Genomic DNA, 19,374 nt, shown 5'->3' with positions numbered 1-19,374 from the left:
GTGATTACCGTGCGACAGACGACAGGGATGCCGGCGCACCGGCAGGCGGTGGAACAGATCAGGGCGTCCTACGCCGCCATCCCGCAGGACGCGGCGCCCCGGCTCTCCAAGGCCACCACGAACCTGTTCCGGTTCAGGGACGGCGCCCGCTCGGCGAAGCTGTCGGCCAAGGACCTGGACCAGGTGATCGAGGTCGACCCGGTGGCGATGACCGCCGAGGTCCAGGGGATGACCACCTACGAGAACCTGGTGGACGCCACGCTCGCCCACGGGTTCATGCCGCACGTCGTGCCACAGTTGAAGACGATCACACTGGGCGGGGCGGTGACGGGGCTCGGCATCGAGTCCACCAGCTTCAGGGACGGGCTGCCGCACGAGTCGGTGGAGGAGCTGGAGATCCTCACCGGTGACGGACGGATCGTCGTGGCCCGTGACGACAACGAGCACCGCGACCTGTTCCGCGCGTTTCCCAACTCCTACGGCACGCTCGGCTACGCCCTGCGGATCCGGATCAAACTCAAGCGTGTCCAGCCCTACGTCAGGCTGACCCACATCCCGTTCGGCGACGCAGACAAGTGCATGCTCGCGATGCGGGAGATCTGCGAGCGCGGCGAGTACGAGGGCGAGCGCGTCGACTTCGTGGACGGCACGTTCTTCGAGCCCGGCGAGCTCTACATCACGGTGGGCCGCTTCGCCGACCGTGCCCCCTACCTCTCCGACTACACCGGGATGCGCATCTACTACCGGTCGATCCAGACCAGGACCCGTGACTGGCTCACCGTGCGCGACTACCTGTGGCGCTGGGACACCGACTGGTTCTGGTGCTCACGTGCCTTCGGCGTGCAGACCGCGCTGGTGCGGTCCCTGATGCCGCGCAAGTGGATGCGCTCGGACGTCTACCGCAGGCTCGTCGGTCTCGACCGCAAGTACGGGGTGATCGCCAGGGTCGATCGCTGGCGCGACCTGCCGGTACAGGAGTCGGTCATCCAGGACATCGAGGTGCCCGTCGAGCGCGGTGCCGAGTTCCTGGATTTCTTCCACAGCAAGGTCGGGATGGCGCCGGTCTGGATGTGCCCGCTGAGGTCCACGGGCGAGTGGCCGCTCTACCCGCTGGAGCCGGGACGGCTTTACGTCAACTTCGGCTTCTGGGGAACGGTGCCGCTCCCCAGGGGGCAGTTCGACGGCTATCACAACCGTCTGATCGAGAATCGGGTCCACGAGCTGGAGGGGCATAAATCGCTGTACTCCACTTCGTTTTACCCAGAAGATGAATTCTGGCGGTTTTATAACGGAACCGCCTACTGGCCGGTCAAGCGGGCATACGACGGGGGTGGCCGGTTGCTCGATCTCTACGACAAGTGTGTTCGGGGGCGTTAGTAGGAGAGGTTGTTTCTGTGTCGCTCGCAGAGATCTTCGAGAAGGTCATGGGGCCCGAGGCGGACGTGCGCTTCGTCGCCTACGACGGAAGCAAGGCCGGACCGGACGGTGCCGACATCAGCGTCGAGGTGAAAACCCCGGCGGCCGTCGCCTACCTGGCGCAGGCACCCGGAGAGCTGGGTCTGGCGAGGGCGTACGTGTCAGGACATCTCGACGTCCACGGGGACATGTACACCCTGCTGTCCCGCATGTGGTCGCTCACCGTCAACGACATCCCGGTCGGGCAGAAACTCTCGGCCATTCGAGCCATCGGGGTCCGTCCGCTGCTGACGCGAATGCCGCCGCCTCCGCAGGAGGTGCGGCGCAGCGTGCTCGCCCGGATGGGCAGCAGGCACGCCAAGCAGCGTGACGCCGAAGCCATCCACCACCACTACGACGTCTCCAACAAGTTCTACTCGTGGGTGCTCGGCCCTTCCATGGCCTACACCTGCGCGGTCTTCCCCGAGCAGGACTCCACGCTGGAGGAGGCGCAGCGCGCCAAGTTCGAGCTCGTCGCCCGCAAACTGGCACTCAAGCCCGGCATGAGGCTGCTGGACGTCGGCTGCGGCTGGGGCGGCATGGTCATCCACGCCGCCCGCGAGTACGGCGTGAAGGCGCTGGGTGTCACGCTCTCGCGTCAGCAGGCCGAGTGGGCGCAGAAGGCCATCGCCGAGGCCGGTCTCGGTGAGCTCGCCGAGGTCCGCCACATGGACTACCGCGACGTGTCGGAGACCGGCTTCGACGCCGTCAGCTCGATCGGCCTGACCGAGCACATCGGCAAGGAGCAGCTGCCCTTCTACTTCCGTTTCCTTTACGACAAGCTCGTCCCCGGCGGACGGTTGCTCAACCACTGCATCACCCGCCCGACGGGCACGGAGAAGACGCTCAACGCCGGCGGGTTCATCAACCGCTACGTCTTTCCCGACGGAGAGCTGGAGTCGGTCGGCTACCTGGCCCGCCAGATCGAGGACACCGGCTTCGAGATCCGCCACGAGGAGAACCTGCGCGAGCACTACGCGCAGACCCTCCGCTTCTGGTGCGCCAACCTCGACGACCACTGGGACGAGGCGGTCCGGGAGGTCGGCGAGGGCACGGCACGGGTCTGGCGCCTCTACATGGCGGCCTGCGTGGTCGGCTTCGAACGCAACAAGATCCAGCTTCACCAGGTCCTCGGGGTGAGGCTCCACGACGACGGCAGGGCCGGCGTCCCGCTCCGCCCCTCGACCGACTGGCCCTGATCTCCGGGACACCCGCTCACGCGCGGGTTCCGGGAGGCACGTCGCGTGCCTCCCGGAACCGGCGGCGCCGCCGTGCTCTCACCGGCCGCGGACCTCTCGTCTCTCAGCGGAGCTCGCGCTTGAGGATCTTCCCGGTCGCGGTCATCGGCAGGGTGTCACGGAACTCGATGATCCGCGGATACTTGTACGCGGCCATGTTCTCCCTGCTCCAGGCGACGAGCTCGTCCTCGGTGATCGTCGCGCCGGGGGTGCGGATGACGTACGCCTTGACCTCCTCGCCGTGCGAGTCGTGGGCGATCCCGACCACCGCCGCGAGGGAGACCTCGGGGTGGGTGATCAGGACCTCCTCCAGTTCGCGCGGGTAGACGTTGAAGCCACCCCGAATGATCATGTCCTTCACCCGGTCGATGATGGCGTAGTAGCCGTCGGCGTCGCGGGTGGCGATGTCGCCGGTGCGGAACCAGCCGTCCCGCATGACCTCGGCGGTCGCCTCGGGCCGGTTGTAGTAGCCCTTCATGACGTTGTGACCGCGGATCGCGATCTCGCCGGGCCCCTCACCCTCGATCGTCTTCCAGTCGGCGTCGATCAGCTTCATCTCCACCCCCCAGATCGGGGTGCCGATCGAGCCGGGCTTGCTGGGCCTGCCCGGCTGGTTGAAGCTGGCCACCGGGGAGGTCTCCGACAGGCCGTAGCCCTCCAGGATCCCGATCCCGAAGGTCCTCTCGAAGTCCTTGAGCACCTCGACGGGGGAGGAGGCGCCACCGGCGGCCGCGACCTTGAGCGAGGTGGGCACCTCGTCGCCGTCCGCGTGGATCTTCGACAGCATGGCCCAGTACATGGTCGGCACGCCCGCGAACAGCGTGACGTTCTCGGCGCGCATCAACTCCAGGGCCGGGCCCGGCTCGAAGCGCGGCAGGAGCACGATGGTCGCCTGGCGCCGGAACCCGGCGTTCATGACGACGGTCTGCCCGAAGGAGTGGAACAGCGGCAGCACCGCGAGATAGGCGTCGCCGCCCTCGCTCCTGGGGAACATCTCATCGGCGACCATGGCGTTGAGCAGCATGTTCTGGTGGCTGAGCTCGGCGCCCTTGGGCTGGCCCGTCGTGCCGCTGGTGTACAGGATCACCGCGGTGTCGTCGGGTGAGGTCTGCACGGTCTCGAACTCGCCGGACACGCCGTCCAGCGCCGCCCACAACGTCTCCCCGTACTCGGACTCGGTGGCGAACGCGGTGGCGGGCAGGATGAGGAGGTGTTCCGCCGAGGACTCCTCGAAGCCCGCCCTCCCGCGCTCGCCCAGTGGCAACTCGGGGGTGCCCTCGAAGCAGAACAGCGCCTTGGCCTGCGAGTCCTCCAGGTGGTAGGCGATCTCCCTGGACTGCAGCAGCACGTTGAGCGGCACGACCGTCGCGCCGGCCTTGAGGATCCCGTAGTAGACGAAGGGGAAGTAGGGCAGGTTGGGGCAGGCCAGCGCCACCTTGTCGCCCTTACCGATCCCCCGGGAGACCAGTAGGTTGGCAACCTGGTTCGCGATGGTGTCGACCAGGGAGTACGGCAGCCGCAGGTCACCGAAGACCAGTGCGGTGCGGTCGGGGGCCTCCCGGGCGCTGTCCTCCAGGGCGATCGACAGGTTGAGCATCGTTGCGTCCTCCTCCGAGTGGGCTCTGACTTGCTCATACTGGCAGCCGGAGATACCGACCGGTAGGTAGCGCGGCTACGAATTGACCGGCGAAGCGTGGGGGAGTAAGCAGATGAGAGCGCGCTTACGGGGAGACGGGCCGGTCGTCTGTGCGATGAGAGGTCATTGAGCGTGGAGTACGACGTGGAGTATGACTACGTCATCGTGGGTGCGGGGTCGGCCGGATGCGTACTGGCCAACCGTCTTTCCGCCGACCCTCATACGAGGGTCGCCCTCATCGAGGCGGGTGGTTCCGACCGGAGACTCGAAGTCCGGATGCCCGCCGGTTTCGCCAGGCTCTTCAAGACCGAGTGCGACTGGGACTTCACCACCGTCGGGCAGCCCGAGCTGTCCGGCAGGGAACTCTACTGGCCGCGCGGCCGGATGCTCGGCGGGTCCTCCTCGATGAACGCACAGATGTGGGTGCGCGGGCACCGCGCGGACTACGACGGATGGAACGTGCCAGGCTGGTCTTATGAGGAGGTCCTTCCGTACTTCCGCAGGGCCGAGCGCCGCACGGGCTCCAACCACGGAGACGTGTACGGCACGAGGGGCCCGATTCACATCTCGGAGCTGCGCTCCCCGAACCCCGCCACCGCGCTCTTCCTGCGGGCCTGCGAGGAGTTGGGCATCGCCCGCCTGGACGAGCTCAACGGCCCCTCCAACGAGGGCTGCTCGCCGACACCCGTCACTCAGCACAGGGGCCGCCGCTGGAGCTCCGTCGACGCCTACCTCGCCCCCGCGGCCGGGCGTCCCAACCTCACCGTGCTGACCTCCTCGCGGGTACGCCGGGTGCTCGTCGAGGACGGGCGGGCGACCGGGGTGGAGTACGGCGACGGCGACGGCGACGCGGCGGTGGCCCGGGCGCGGGGAGAGGTCATCCTGTCGGCCGGGGCGATCGGCTCGCCGCACCTGCTCATGTTGTCGGGCATCGGCCCGGTGGACGAGTTGCTGGCCGCGGGCGTCGGGCCGGTCCACGAACTGCCCGAGGTCGGCGCCAACCTCCAGGACCATCTCGCCTCGGGCGTCTTCCTGCACTGTCTCAAGCCGATCACCCTCGCCGGTGCCGAGTCGCCCGGCAACCTGCTCCGCTTCCTGGCCGGAGGCCGGGGCATGCTCACCTCCAACGTCGGTGAGGCCGTGGCGTTCATCCGCACCTCGGACGAGGAGCCCGCCCCCGACATCGAGCTGATCTTCGCTCCCGGGTCGTTCATCGGCCACGGCCTCACCCCGCCGCCCGGCCACGGTCTGACCATCGCCTCGATCCTGCTCCGGCCGGAGAGCCGAGGCCGCCTCTCGCTGGACGGCGAGGACGTCGTGATCGACCCCGGCTACCTGACGGCGCGGGCCGACGTCCGCCGTCAGGTGGCCGGGCTGCGCAAGGCCGGGGAGCTGTTCGCCACGGAGGCGCTCCGGCCCCTCGCGGGAGCACCGATGGACCCGTACTGGGGTCCGAGGACCGAGGAGGGGCTCGTCCGCTGGATCCGCGAACGCAGCGAGACCCTCTACCATCCGGTCGGCACCTGCCGGATGGGTGAGGATCCCGGATCGGTGGTGGATCCCGCCCTGAGGGTGCGGGGGATCGCCGGTCTGAGGGTGGCCGACGCCTCGATCATGCCGGTCATTCCCCGGGGGCACACCCACGCGCCCACCGTAATGATCGCCGAAAGAGCCGCCGACCTCGTCGCCGAGGACTCGCCGAGGCGTTGAGGCGCGAGATGCCGGGGTGTCGGGGTGCCCGGGTGTCGGGGTGCGGGGCGTTGTGACGTCGGTCACCGGGGAGTCTCCCGCGTACCGGTCGCGCGGGAGGACCGGCTTGGCCGGGCTCCGGCCTTCCTTTCGCGGGGTCGCAGGGGGGAGCATGTTCTCCAGGCCGGGCGCTTCCCACATCGGGAGTGCTCCGGGAAAGGCGACGACCTCGTTCTGCGCTGGTTGAGGTGAGGGTCCTGTGGCAGGATCCAAGAAACAGAACGCGGTTCTAGTGGAGGCTGGCGTGACGGTTTCACTCGCGGACATCGACCTGTCGGACATCTCCTTCTGGGAGCGGCCGATGGCGGAGCGGGAGGCCGCTTTCGCGGTGCTTCGCGCGCAGCCGGGCCCCGTCCTCTTCGCCGAGCCCGAGATCCCCTTCGCCCCGCCGGGTCCCGGCTACTACGCCCTCGTACGGCACGCGGACATCATCGAGGCGAGCCGCCACCCCGACGTCTTCTCCTCCGGCCGGGGGGCGACGTCCATCCAGGACCTCGGCCCCGACTTCGGTGAGTACTTCGGCTCGATGATCAATATGGACGACCCCCGGCACGCGAGACTGCGCAGGATCGTCTCCCGGGCGTTCACGCCAAAGATGATCAAGCAGTTCGAGGTCGACGTCGAGGCCGCCGCCGTGCGGATCGTGGACGATCTGATCGCGAAGGGCCCCGGCTGCGACTTCGTGACCGAGGTGGCGGCGAAACTGCCCTTGAAGATCATCTGCGACATGATGGGCATCGGACCCGAGCACTACCAGGCGGTCTTCGACGCCACGAGCATCATCCTGTCGGGCGGAGATCCTGAGTTCATCGCCGACGTCAGCCGCGCCGCCGAACTGCTCCTCGGCGCGGGGCAAGGGCTCCAGGACCTCGTCGTCTCCCTGGCCGCCGAGGGCGGGGACAACCTCACCACCGCACTGACCAGCGCCAACATCGACGGCGAGAAGCTGACGATGCAGGAGCTCGGCTCGTTCTTCATCCTGCTGGTGGTGGCGGGCAACGAGACCACCCGCAACGCCATCTCGCACGGTCTGCACCTGTTCAGCGAGAACCCCGACCAGCGAGCACTGCTGCTCGAAGACTTCGAAGGACGCCTGCCCGGTGCCGTCGAGGAGATCGTCCGCCTCGCCTCGCCCGTCGCCTGGATGCGCCGCAGCCTCACCCGCGACCACGAGATGAACGGCCACCTCTACCGGGAGGGCGAGAAGGTCCTGCTGTACTACTGGGCCGCCAACCGCGACGAGAGCGTCTTCACCGATCCGCACCGCTTCGACATCCAGCGCACCGAGGGCCCGCACATCGGCTTCGGCGGGCCAGGGCCGCACTTCTGCCTCGGCGCCCACCTGGCCCGTCGCGAGATCACCGTGATGTTCCGCGAGCTGTTCACCCGCCTGCCCGACATCCGTTCCGAGGGGGAGCCCGACCGTCTGCGCTCCAGCTTCATCAACGGCATCAAGCGGATGAGGTGCACCTTCTAGCCTTCCGTGACCTTCCGGTGCTCCCCGCCCCTCAGAACGGGAGCGGTGCTCACCGCTCCAGCGCGCGGATCGACTTGAAGACGGTGTTGATGTCGGGGAGCAACTCCTTCTTGCTGTCCGGCACCGACATGTAGACGATCGCGGGCAGGTCGGCGCCGGTGCTCACGGCGGCCACGACCATGGTCGTCTTCGAGTCGCCCGAGGTGATCTCATACGCGGCGAGCTGGCCGGGCAGGCCGTTCACCGACAGGGTCTGCTGGGCGGTCTTGCGGGCGGTGTTGCCCTCGGGGAAGAACTTGTTGCGCCCGCTGGAGGCGACCGCGTTGATCACCGGCGCGAGGTTCTCCGGCGAGGTGTACTTCGCCTTCAAACGCGGGGAGAGCGGTCCCGACATCAGCTGGGCGAACTGGGTCTTGCCCATGGAGTCCGGGCCCGCGGGGAGATACTGGCGGGTCGTGAAGCCGTAGCTGGCGGGCATGCCGGGACGCTGGTCCTGCCGCCAGGGGGCACCGAGCTGTGCCAGGGTGATCCCCGCCTGCTGGTCGGTGAGCGTACCGGCCACCGGTGAGGCGTCGCCGGTGAAGCGCGGCAGACGGCCGATGGCGGCGGGCTTGGTCGACTTCTGGGTCGCCGCGGGCTTGGGATCGGCGGGGGTCTCCTCGTCGGCCGAGGCGAGCGGCCCGGCCAGGAAGGCCCAGAGCACCGCGCCGAGCAGCGCGATGACCACGGATCCTGCGAGCGCGAAGATCCAGACCGGTCGGCCCCGCTCCCCGTCCTCCTCGTCCTCGATGGCCTGATAGTTGTCGCCGAAGACCGTGTTCCACAACTCCTGCTGGCGCTCCGGCGGAGGGGTCTTCGGGCCGCTGATCTGACCCGCGGTGACGAACGGCTTGTTCGGGTCGGACGGGTCACGACTCAGATGATGGCCGGGCTGGCCAGGCTGGTTCACCTGACCAGGCTGAGGCTGGCCTGGCTGGGACTGCCCCTGCTGGGGTCCGCCCTGTCGCGGGTCGGCTCCGGGGTGAACAGGGGGTGCTCCCAGAGCCGAGGACGCGTTGGGGGCCGCCGCGTTCGCCGCGGCCAGGGCCCACATGGCGGGGTTGTCGGGCACGCCGTAACCGCGCCGGGCGTTTTCGCCGCCGGAGTCGCCGCCGTTCTGGGGACCGTTCGGGTGGCCGCCATCGGGTGAGCTGCCGCCGAAGGGGGTGGCGCCGGGTTGGGAACCCTGAGCGGTGCCGGGGAGGGCGCCGCCGGAGCGAGCGGCCGGAGCATCACCGTTCGCCCAGGCGGGGGAGAACGTCGAGGTGGGGGCCTCGGCGAATCCCGCGTTTCCCGGGGAGGCCGGGGGCCAGGTGTCACCGCCCCCCGGAGAGGTGGGCGGCCAAGCGGTGTTCTCCGCCTGCGCCGGCGGCCACGCGTTGTTCTCCGCCGAGGGGCGACCGGAGGGCTGCCCCGGTGCGGTGGCCTGCCACGCCTCACCCGCGGCGCCGGAACCCTGCCGCTGGGCGTTCCCCTGCGGGCTGGTCGCCTGCGCCCAGCCGTCGGCCTGTGAACCGGATGCCTGCGCCCAGCCGTCGGCCTGAGGAGTGGTCGCCTGTGCCCAGCCGTCGGCCTGTGAACCGGATCCTTGCGCCCAGCCGTCTGCTTGAGAACCGGACCCCTGTGCCCAGCCGTCGTTGTTCTGCGGAGCCGAGGCCTGTGCCCAGCCGCCTGCCTGCGGGCTGGTCGCCTGTGCCCAGCTGTCGGCCTGCGGGTTCTGGGTGCGGTCGCCGTGGGGTGGGGTGGGGGGCCAGGTGTCGTCGGGAGTGGCTGCTTGGGGCCGGCCGCCGGGGGAGTCCGTCTGGGGGGCCTGGCGCTGGTCGCCGTTGTGGGACTGGGGGGAGGTGGGCTGCGGCCATCCGTTGCCGTTGCCGGGTGGGGTCTGGTGCCGGTTGTCGGTGCCCCGCGGGCCCGACGCCTGCGCCCAGCCGTCGGGCTGTGCGGCGGATCCTTGCGCCCAGCCGTCGTTGTTCTGCGGGGCCGAGGCCTGTGCCCAGCCGTCGGCCTGTGAACCGGATGCCTGTGCCCAGCCGTCTGCTTGAGAACCGGACCCCTGTGCCCAGCCGTCGTTGTTCTGCGGGGCAGAGGCTTGCGCCCAGCCGTCGTTGCGTGGACTGAAGGCATCAGGCCAGCTGTTGACCTGAGGGTTGGTCGCCTGTGCCCAGCCGTCGTTGTTCTGCGGGGCAGAGGCTTGCGCCCAGCCGTCGGCCTGCGGGCTCTGCGGGCGGCCGTCGCTCTGGGGCGGGGTGCTCTGGGACCGGCCGCCGCCGGGGAGGTCGGCCTGGGATGTGGAGGCGCGCTGTCCTTCGCCGGGTGAGGTCTGCCAGGAGGGGCCGTTGCCGCTCTGCCGCTCGTCCTGCGGGAGGGGCAGCCGGGGTCCGGTGCCAAGCGAATCGTTCGACCACGAGGGCGACGGCTCGGCAGCCTCCGGCCATGCCGAAGGCAGGTGGGACTGGCTGGACTGCTCCGAGGCCATGCTTTCCTTACCTCCCGCGCGGGTGCCCGAATTAGGCGTATTGGGCATGGTCTCACGTGAGACGGGGGGGCTCGCAGGGAAACTGGAGAACGCCCCCCTGAACTGGAGTCCGGTGGGGTCGGTCGGCGGATCCTGCATGGGCAGGCCGACCTCCATCGGATCCGGGCCCTGCCCCGACTCTGCTGAATGTGCCACGGTTAGAAGAGTAAACGCGAGAGACATACGAGGTCACAACAGGCGTATAGCCATCGGGTCTCGTTGCCCCCGGGAGAACGGGAGCCTCCATTCTGCTGACCTGGCCGGATCCTGTCTCCTGTTTGCCGTGATCGGTCCTGTTCTCGCCGGCCACGAATACGCCTTGCGGGCTGCGATAGTCTTGCCCTATGCGTGCCGCGACCCTGCTTATCGGGCCGCATCGGCCTTCCCGTCCCTGAGCGCCCTGCCGATGCGGCTGCCCTCCGCGTGAGCGGGGGGTTTTTGCATTGGGCCGGACGGGTCGGACCATCCACGCAGGCATACCCCGAGGAAGATCGACGTGAGCGAGCGAGCCGACATGCAGAGCGACGAGCAGCACTATGACCCGCAGGTCCTGCAGGTCAAGTGGCAGCGCAGGTGGGAGGAACTGGATCCCTTCCGGGCCTCCGACGACCCCGCCGACCCGCGCGAGCGGCGCTACATGCTCGACATGTTCTCCTATCCCTCGGGCGACCTGCACATGGGGCACGCCGAGGTGTTCGCCCTGGGCGACGTCATCTCCCGCTACTGGGTCCAGCGCGGCTACAACGTGCTGCACCCCGTCGGCTGGGATTCCTTCGGCCTGCCCGCCGAGAACGCCGCGATCAAGCACAACGCGCACCCGGCGGAGTGGACCTACGCCAACATCGAGACCCAGGCCAACTCCTACCGGCGCTACGCGATCTCCTTCGACTGGTCCCGCCGTCTGCACACCAGCGACACCTCGTACTACAAATGGACCCAGTGGCTCTTCAACCGCTTCTTCGAGCGTGGCCTGGCCTACCGCAAGGGTGGCCTGGTCAACTGGTGCCCGAACGACCAGACCGTGCTCGCCAACGAGCAGGTCAAGGACGGCAGGTGCGAGCGCTGTGGCGCCGAGATCGTCCGTCGCGAGCTGACCCAGTGGTATTTCAAGATCACTGATTACGCCGACCGGCTGCTGGACGACATGTCCCTGCTGGAAGGCGGCTGGTCCGAGCGCGTGCTGACGATGCAGCGCAACTGGATCGGCCGCTCCGAGGGTGCCGACGTCGACTTCGTGATCGAGGGCCGGGACGAGCCGGTCACCGTCTACACCACCCGTCCCGACACCCTGTACGGCGCCACCTTCTTCGTGGTCGCCCCGGACGCGCCGCTGGCCGAGGAGATCGTCACCGACGACCGGCGTGAGGCGTTCGAGGCATACCGGGTCGAGGTGTCCAAGCTGTCCGACATCGACCGGCTGTCCACCGAGAAGGAGAAGACCGGCGTCTTCCTGGGCCGGTACGCGATCAACCCGGTCAACGGTGAGCGCATGCCGGTCTGGGCGGCCGACTACGTGCTGTCCGACTACGGCCACGGCGCCATCATGGCCGTGCCCGCCCACGACCAGCGCGACCTGGACTTCGCCCGTACCTTCGACCTGCCGGTACGGGTGGTCGTGCACACCGGTCTGGCCGATCCCGGCGAGACCGGTGTCGCCACCACCGGTGACGGCGCGATGGTCAACTCCGGCCCGCTGGACGGCCTGGCCAAGGCCGAGGCGATCCGGAAGATCATCGAGGTGCTGAGCGAGCGGGGCACCGGTCACTTCACGGTCAACTTCCGGCTGCGCGACTGGCTGCTGTCCCGCCAGCGCTTCTGGGGCTGCCCGATCCCGATCATCCACTGCGCCGACTGCGGCGAGGTCCCCGTCCCCGACGACCAGCTGCCCGTCACCCTGCCCGACATGCGTGGCGAGGCCCTGGCGCCCAAGGGCATCTCCCCGCTCGCCTCGGCCGAAGACTGGGTCAACGTCTCCTGCCCCAAGTGCGGCGGCCCGGCGAAGCGCGACACCGACACGATGGACACCTTCGTCGACTCCTCGTGGTACTTCCTGCGCTACGTCGACCCGGCCTACGACGAGGGGCCGTTCGACGTCGAGCGCGTGCGCAGGTGGGGTCCGATCGACCAGTACATCGGCGGCGTCGAGCACGCCGTGCTGCACCTGCTGTACGCCAGGTTCTTCACCAAGGTCCTGCACGACATGGGAATGGTCGACTTCGTCGAGCCCTTCACCCGTCTGCTGAACCAGGGGCAGGTCATCAACCAGGGCAAGGCGATGTCCAAGTCGCTGGGCAACGGCGTCGACCTGGGCCAGCAGATCGACGCCTACGGTGTCGACGCGGTCAGGCTGACCGTCGTCTTCGCCGGACCGCCCGAGGACGACATCGACTGGTCCGACGTCTCCCCGGCGGCCTCGCAGAAGTTCCTCGCCCGCGCGTTCCGCGTGATGGCGGAGGCCGGCGCGGCCTCCGCGCCCGGCGTCGACGTCACCGCGGGAGACCTGAACCTGCGCAAGGTCGTCCACCACACCATCGACGAGGTCACCAAGCTGGTCGAGTCGCACCGCTTCAACGTCGCGGTGGCCCGCATGATGGAGCTGACGAGCGCGGCACGCAAGGCCATCGACTCCGGCCCCGGAGCCGCCGACCCGGCGGTCAGGGAGGCCGCCGAGACCCTCGCGGTCATGCTGTCCCTGGTCGCGCCGTACGCGGCGGAGGAGGGCTGGGAGCGGCTGGGACACGCCGCCTCGGTCGCCACCGCGGGCTGGCCGGTGGCCGACCCGGCGCTGCTGGTCCAGGAGTCGGTCACCTGCGTCGTCCAGGTCGCGGGCAAGGTGCGCGACCGGCTGGAGGTCTCCCCGGAGATCTCCGAGGCGGACCTGGAGTCGCTGGCCCTGCGGTCGGAGAAGGTTCAGCCCTTCCTGTCCGGCACGCCGCGCAAGGTGATCGTCCGCGCGCCCAAGCTGGTCAACATCGTGCCGTAGTCGTCCCGCGTGCCCTCGGGCCGCGGACGACTGAGTGACCGTCGTGGCCGCGGACGTCTCGCGGGGTCGCTACGGACTCGGGGTGCCCTTGCGAGGGCACCCCGGGTGTCGCGCGTCAACTCGGCCGGCGTGTCCCCGTGACCACTTCGGGGGAGAACCCGTGCCGCTTCAAGCGGCGGGCCTCCATCTCGGCCTCGCCGGGTGGGTTTCCGTGCCCGCCGGCGAGAGATCTTCCCGGGGATGTCCCATCACCTGAGAACGCCGGATGGGGCCCGACATCAGATGTCGGGCCCCATCCGGCGTGTCGTTCTATGGCGTGTCGCACAGAAAGCCGGAGGCGCGTGATGCCGAGCTCGCGTAACCACGGTGTGGCTCGGTCCGGACCCGCGTGCCGGGTGACGCTCTCAGACGGCGACGCCTCCACGGGCCGGAGCCCGTGGAGAGCGGTGAGGAGCCTGCGTGGGACGCTCGCGTCAGAGCTTGCGGAGGACCGCGACGACCTTGCCGAGCACGGTGGCCTCGTCGCCGGGGATCGGGTCGTAGTTGGGGTTGTGCGGGACCAGCCAGACGTGGCCGTCTCTGCGCTTGAAGGTCTTGACCGTGGCCTCGCCGTCGATCATCGCGGCGACCACGTCGCCGTTGTCGGCGACCGGCTGCTGGCGCACGACCACCCAGTCACCGTTGGCGATGGCGGCCTCGATCATCGAGTCGCCGGTCACCTGGAGGAGGAAGAGCGTGCCCTCACCGACAAGCTGCCTGGGCAGGGCGAAGACGTCTTCGATGCTCTCCTCGGCGAGGATGGGGCCACCGGCGGCGATCTGACCGACGAGGGGCACATAGGCGGCGGTCGGACGGCTGACCGGAGTCTCGTCCTCGCCGGAGTCGGGGTCAACCCACAGCACGGGCTCGCCGGGAAGGCGGACCTCCAAGGCGCGGGGGCGGTGCGGATCACGCCGCAGGTAGCCCTTGCGCTGCAAAGCCGTCAACTGGTGCGACACGCTGGAGGTGCTGGTGAGCTGCACCGCTTCGCCGATCTCCCGCATGGACGGCGGATAGCCGCGCTGCTGCACGGAATCGCGGATCACCTCAAGGATCTTCCGCTGCCTGGGGGTGAGGCCAAGGGAGTCACGCCTTCGCACCGCCAGGTCGCTGGCGGCCGAACCGTTCTCGTTGTGCTGGCTCATACGAACTCCTCGCCTCCCGGTCTGTATTTAAGACGTCGCACACAGCGACCATACCTCGGCCGAAGATCATACTCAAACAATTGTTCGAATGTCCTCGAAATCGGCGACGCCGTGGTGTACAACATCGTACGGGAGTTCGATCGACATCGTGTTCGATTCACCGATCTTTCTTCGACATGTGTTCGGCCAGGTCGAGGGGATGGGGGGCCACCGTGAAACCGACCGCGACGACACCACGATCCAGGATCGCGCCGAGGTCCCGGGCGGCGCAGCGATCACCGGGAGCGCCGCGCCTGCGGCTCGTGCCGCCCCCGAGACCGGAGCCGGAGCCCGGTCCCGCGCCGGAGCCAGGGCGGAGGTCCGAGGCGAAGCAGGGGTGGGAGGCCGTGTGGGACTCGGTGCCGGTGTCGGGACCTGTGCCGAGGGCGCGCCTCGGCCGTGAGCCGGGGCGAAGGTCCGGGGGGGAGCCCGAGCGGGTCTTCGAGCGTGAGCCCGGGCGAGGATCCGGCCGTGAGGCTGCGCGAAGGTCCGGCCGCGAGATGAGACGGGAATCCGCTCGGGAGTCCGGGCGAAAGCGTGGGCGGGAGCCGGGGCGGGCCTCGCGTGAGTCCGAGCGAAAGCCCGGCGGGGCGTCCGGGCGTGAGCCTGGGCGGAGTCCCGGACGCGAGGCGAGGCGGTCGCTCGGGCGTGGGCGGGGATGGAGCCCCGGCCGTGAGCGGGGACGGTGGTCCGGGCGTGATCCGGAACGGGGGGCCGGACGCGGGGCCGGGCCGAGGAGGGCGCCGCGATCGGCGACGGCATCCTCGGCGGGCACCCGTCGGCCGGGTGTCGGCCGGAAGGGAGCGGTTCGGCGGCCTCTTCGACTCACCCGGCGTGGAAGGATCGTCGTGGTGGCGGTGCTCGCACTGTTCAGCCTGGCGGTGCTCTGGATCGGCGGACGCATCGACATGGTCGCGGCGGACGAGCGGGCGGGCCTTGAGGGGCTGCCGCGGATCACGGTGCACGCGGACGACACGCTGTGGGAGATCGCGGACGCGTTGACGAAGGAGGCGGACACCGGCTCGGCGGTCCGTCGCATCATGGACCTCAACGGGCTGTCCGGCTCGGAGGTCCGGCCGGGGACCCGGCTCTATCTCCCGGAGGGCCTCGTCTCCGTGAGGTGAGGCCGGTCCGGGCTCCGGCGATCGGGCCGGGGCTCGTGGGACCGCTGCGGCGCCCGGCCGGCCTCCGGCGGGGCGGCCGGCGAGACGGGCGGGCCTCGTTCCGGCGGGGTGAGGCGGGTCGGCGGCGCGGGTGGGGCGAGGGGTGTGAGAGGGGATGCGAGGGACTCGTCCGACGGGTCGCCTGGGGCGACTGTGAGACGAGAGGCGTCCGGGGCGAGAGGGGTCTCGCATGGGTGGCGACACGCCGGGATGTGCGGGCTGATCAGCGACTTCGTGCCGCAAGGTCGTTTCAACTTGCGTTCATGGTCGAGCACTTCTACGGTTGGACCACAACATCTAGTGGCTGCATCGCAACACTTCACCACAGCTTGTGTTTCCATTACCGCATCTCGACTCTTCGAGATGTGTGCGCGGGCGTCTGGCCGTGCGTGTCGTGGGTAGGTGAGGTGGGTCGGCCGCTTCGGTAGGTCAAGGAGGCGACACGCGTGCATTGTCCGTTCTGTCGCCATCTGGACACGCGAGTCATCGACAGCCGGGCCACCGAGGACGGCGGGGCGATCCGCCGCAGGCGCACGTGCTCGGAATGCGGGCGCAGGTTCACCACGCAGGAGACCGTTCTGCTCATGGTGAGCAAGCGCAGCGGTGTGACGGAGCCGTTTTTCAGGGACAAGGTGATCGCCGGGGTCCGGCGGGCGTGCCAGGGGCGGTCCGTCAGTGAGGATTCCCTGGCGCAACTGGGCCAGCGGGTCGAGGAGAGCATACGGGCCACCGGATGCGCCGAGATCGCGGCCCACGAGGTCGGGCTGGCCATCCTGGGCCCGCTCCGCGAACTGGACGAGGTGGCGTACCTACGGTTCGCCTCCGTCTATCGCGGTTTCGAGACGCTGGCCGACTTCGAGGCGGAGATCGAGCGGCTCCGGGCGGAGCGCTCCACCAAGCAGGACTGATACAGACCCCGGGCGCCGGGGGTGATGCGGCGCGTTGGTGTGGTCCGATTCGAGGGTTCCACGGAGCCCCAGGAGGGGGAAGTCATGACGGAGACCGCCGGTGCGGTGACACGTGGAGGCAAGAGGCCACGTAAGGGTCTGAAGATGAAGCGCATCTTCACCACGCCAGGCGTGCATCCCTATGACGAGCTGGTCTGGGAGCGCCGTGACGTCGTCATGACCAACTGGCGCGACGGCTCGATCAACTTCGAGCAGCGCGGTGTCGAGTTCCCCCGGTCGTGGTCGGTCAACGCCGCCAACATCGTGACCACCAAGTACTTCCGCGGCGCGGTCGGCACCCCGCAGCGGGAGTGGAGCCTCAAGCAGCTGATCGACCGGGTGGTGGGCGTCTACACGCGTACGGCGGTCGAGCACGGTTACTTCGCCACCGACGAGGACGCCGAGATCTTCGACCACGAGCTCAAGCACGCTCTGGTCAACCAGGTCTTCAGCTTCAACTCGCCCGTCTGGTTCAACGTCGGCACCGCGTCGCCGCAGCAGGTCAGCGCGTGCTTCATCCTGGCCGTCGACGACCAGATGGAGTCGATCCTCGACTGGTACAAGGAAGAGGGTGTGATCTTCAAGGGGGGTTCCGGCTCCGGCGTCAACCTCTCCAGGATCCGTTCCTCCAAGGAACTGCTCTCCAGCGGGGGCACCGCCAGCGGCCCGGTCTCCTTCATGCGCGGCGCGGACGCCTCCGCGGGCACCATCAAGTCCGGGGGCGCCACCCGCCGCGCCGCCAAGATGGTCGTCCTCGACGTCGACCACCCCGACATCGAGGAGTTCGTCGAGACCAAGGCGCGCGAGGAGGACAAGATCCGCGCCCTCCGTGACGCCGGGTTCGACATGGACCTGGGCGGCAAGGACATCGTCTCCGTCCAGTACCAGAACGCCAACAACTCGGTGCGCGTCTCCGACGAGTTCATGCGCGCGGTGGAGAACGGTGAGGAGTTCGGCCTGCGTGCCCGCCTCACCGGCGAGGTCATCGAGAAGATCGACGCCAGAGAGCTGTTCCGCAAGATGGGCAAGGCCGCCTGGGAGTGCGCCGACCCCGGGGTCCAGTACGACGACACGATCAACGACTGGCACACCAGCCCGGAGACGGGTCGCATCACCGCCAGCAACCCCTGCTCGGAATACCTGCACCTGGACAACTCCTCGTGCAACCTGGCGAGCATCAACCTGCTGAAGTTCCTGAAGGACGACGACACCTTCGACATCGCGAACTTCGTGAAGATCACCGAGCTGGTCATCACCGCGATGGACGTCTCCATCACCTTCGCCGACTTCCCGACCGAGAAGATCGACCAGACCACCCGCGCCTACCGCCAGCTGGGCATCGGCTACGCCAACCTCGGCGCACTCCTCATGGCCACCGGCCACGCCTACGACTCCGACGGCGGCCGGGCGGTCGCCGGGGCCATCACCTCGCTGATGACCGGCGTCTCCTACCGCCGCAGCGCCGAACTCGCCGCGGTCGTGGGCCCCTACGACGGCTACGCCCGCAACGCCGACGCGCACAAGCGGGTCATGCGCAAGCACAACGACGCGAACGAGGCCCTGCGCACGGTCGACGAGATCGACGGTGCCATCCACCGCGAGGCCTCCAGCCAGTGGAGCGAGTGCCTCAGGCTCGGTGAGAAGAACGGTTACCGCAACGCCCAGGCATCGCTCCTCGCTCCGACCGGGACCATCGGCCTGATGATGGACTGCGACACCACCGGCATCGAGCCCGACCTCGCCCTGGTCAAGTTCAAGAAGCTCGTCGGCGGCGGCTCCATGCAGATCGTCAACCAGACGATTCCCCGCGCGCTGCGGCGGCTCGGCTACCAGGAGGAGCAGGTCGAGGCGATCGTCGAGTTCATCGCCGAGCACGGTCATGTCGTCGACGCCCCCGGCCTGCGGCGCGAGCACTACGAGGTGTTCGACTGCGCGATGGGCGAGCGTGCGATCGCGCCCATGGGCCACGTGCGCATGATGGCCGCGGCCCAGCCGTTCCTGTCCGGAGCCATCTCCAAGACGGTCAACCTTCCCGAGTCCGCGACGATCGAGGACATCGAGCAGGTCTACATGGAGGGCTGGAAGCTCGGTCTGAAGGCCCTGGCGGTCTACCGCGACAACTGCAAGGTCGGCCAGCCCCTCTCGGCCTCGGGCAAGAAGACCGAGGAGAAGGAGGAGCCCGCCGAGCCGGCGATCCAGGTCGTGGAGATCAGCCGCCCGACCCGCCGCCGGATGCCCAACCAGCGCCCCAGCACCACCACCCGCTTCACCGTGGGAGGCGCCAAGGGCTACATGACCGCCTCGTCCTATCCCGACGACGGCCTCGGTGAGGTCTTCCTGAAGATGTCCAAGCAGGGATCGACCCTCGCGGGCGTCATGGACGCGTTCTCGGTGGCCATCTCCATCGGCCTGCAGTACGGGGTGCCGCTGGAGACGTACGTCGGCAAGTTCGTCAACATGCGCTTCGACCCGGCCGGTATGACCGACGACCCGGATGTCCGTATCGCCGCCTCGGTGATGGACTACATCTTCCGCCGTCTGGCCCTGGACCACCTGCCCTACGACGACCGCGCCGCCCTCGGGATCTTCTCCGCCTCCGAGCGCGCCGCGCAGCAGCGCGGTGAGGACCCGGCCCCGATCCACAGCGACGAGGTCATCGCCGAGCTCGCCACCTCGGCTCCCATCGAGGAGCCGCAGTCCCGCCCCGAGGCGGCACCCGCGGAGACCCCGCGCCGCACCGGCTCCCTGGAATCCCACCAGGGCCGCACCGCCGACGCGCCTCTCTGTATGACCTGCGGCACCAAGATGCGTCCCGCCGGCAGCTGCTACGTCTGCGAGGGCTGCGGCTCCACCAGCGGTTGCAGCTGATTCCGGGCAGAAAAGCAGCGTTGGGTACGGAAGCCAAACCTGCGTAATGCTCGCCAGGAAGGAGGGCCGGAATTGATTCCG

11 protein-coding genes are annotated in these 19,374 nt (G+C 69.0%); 8 read left to right on the top strand and 3 right to left on the bottom strand.

Annotated elements, in window-relative coordinates:
- Window positions 1-27: 27 nt before the first annotated feature.
- Together AB0B90_RS24980 and AB0B90_RS24975 are read left to right on the top strand one after the other, a co-directional pair.
- On the top strand, window positions 28-1,377 hold the full coding sequence (locus AB0B90_RS24980) for an FAD-binding oxidoreductase (RefSeq protein ID WP_350946105.1): 1,350 nt from the start codon (window positions 28-30) through the stop codon (window positions 1,375-1,377).
- Window positions 1,378-1,394: 17 nt separating this feature from the next.
- A complete protein-coding gene (locus AB0B90_RS24975) occupies window positions 1,395-2,654 on the top strand; it encodes a cyclopropane-fatty-acyl-phospholipid synthase family protein (RefSeq protein ID WP_350945911.1) in 1,260 nt (419 codons plus the stop codon).
- A 103-nt stretch (window positions 2,655-2,757) separates the two neighbouring features.
- Here the strand turns inward: AB0B90_RS24975 and AB0B90_RS24970 are convergent, their stop codons facing one another.
- Complete coding sequence (locus tag AB0B90_RS24970) at window positions 2,758-4,290, bottom strand: long-chain fatty acid--CoA ligase (protein WP_350945912.1); 1,533 nt, start codon at window positions 4,288-4,290, stop codon at window positions 2,758-2,760.
- Between the two features lie 171 nt (window positions 4,291-4,461).
- On the opposite strand from AB0B90_RS24970, the gene AB0B90_RS24965 reads away from it, so the two are divergent.
- A complete protein-coding gene (locus tag AB0B90_RS24965) occupies window positions 4,462-6,039 on the top strand; it encodes a GMC family oxidoreductase N-terminal domain-containing protein (RefSeq protein ID WP_362925086.1) in 1,578 nt (525 codons plus the stop codon).
- Window positions 6,040-6,379: 340 nt separating this feature from the next.
- A complete protein-coding gene (locus tag AB0B90_RS24960; RefSeq protein ID WP_350946107.1) occupies window positions 6,380-7,555 on the top strand; it encodes a cytochrome P450 in 1,176 nt (391 codons plus the stop codon).
- 49 nt (window positions 7,556-7,604) lie between these two features.
- Here the strand turns inward: AB0B90_RS24960 and AB0B90_RS24955 are convergent, their stop codons facing one another.
- Entirely contained in the window at window positions 7,605-10,265 is a 2,661-nt protein-coding gene (locus tag AB0B90_RS24955; RefSeq protein ID WP_362925036.1) for a hypothetical protein, read from the bottom strand.
- A gap of 358 nt (window positions 10,266-10,623) precedes the next feature.
- Between AB0B90_RS24955 and leuS the strand changes: the two genes are divergently transcribed.
- Window positions 10,624-13,092, top strand: a complete 2,469-nt coding sequence (gene leuS / locus AB0B90_RS24950) for a leucine--tRNA ligase (RefSeq protein WP_350946108.1) — start codon at window positions 10,624-10,626, stop codon at window positions 13,090-13,092.
- A 473-nt stretch (window positions 13,093-13,565) separates the two neighbouring features.
- Here the strand turns inward: leuS and lexA are convergent, their stop codons facing one another.
- The gene (lexA, locus tag AB0B90_RS24945; protein ID WP_350945914.1) at window positions 13,566-14,276 is read right to left on the bottom strand and encodes a transcriptional repressor LexA; all 711 of its coding nucleotides are present in this window, start codon (window positions 14,274-14,276) and stop codon (window positions 13,566-13,568) included.
- Between the two features lie 890 nt (window positions 14,277-15,166).
- On the opposite strand from lexA, the gene AB0B90_RS24940 reads away from it, so the two are divergent.
- The 3 genes from AB0B90_RS24940 to AB0B90_RS24930 all read left to right on the top strand — a co-directional run bounded on the left by AB0B90_RS24940 (window position 15,167) and on the right by AB0B90_RS24930 (window position 19,293).
- On the top strand, window positions 15,167-15,439 hold the full coding sequence (locus AB0B90_RS24940; RefSeq protein ID WP_350945915.1) for a LysM peptidoglycan-binding domain-containing protein: 273 nt from the start codon (window positions 15,167-15,169) through the stop codon (window positions 15,437-15,439).
- Between the two features lie 485 nt (window positions 15,440-15,924).
- Entirely contained in the window at window positions 15,925-16,386 is a 462-nt protein-coding gene (gene nrdR, locus AB0B90_RS24935; RefSeq protein WP_350945916.1) for a transcriptional regulator NrdR, read from the top strand.
- Between the two features lie 84 nt (window positions 16,387-16,470).
- Entirely contained in the window at window positions 16,471-19,293 is a 2,823-nt protein-coding gene (locus tag AB0B90_RS24930; protein WP_350945917.1) for a vitamin B12-dependent ribonucleotide reductase, read from the top strand.
- Window positions 19,294-19,374: the final 81 nt, after the last annotated feature.

The organism is Streptosporangium sp. NPDC049078 (genome assembly GCF_040648855.1).
GTDB lineage: Bacteria > Actinomycetota > Actinomycetes > Streptosporangiales > Streptosporangiaceae > Streptosporangium.
The sequence above is the reverse complement of the archived record's forward strand: the minus strand, read 5'-3'. Positions and strand labels throughout refer to the sequence as shown.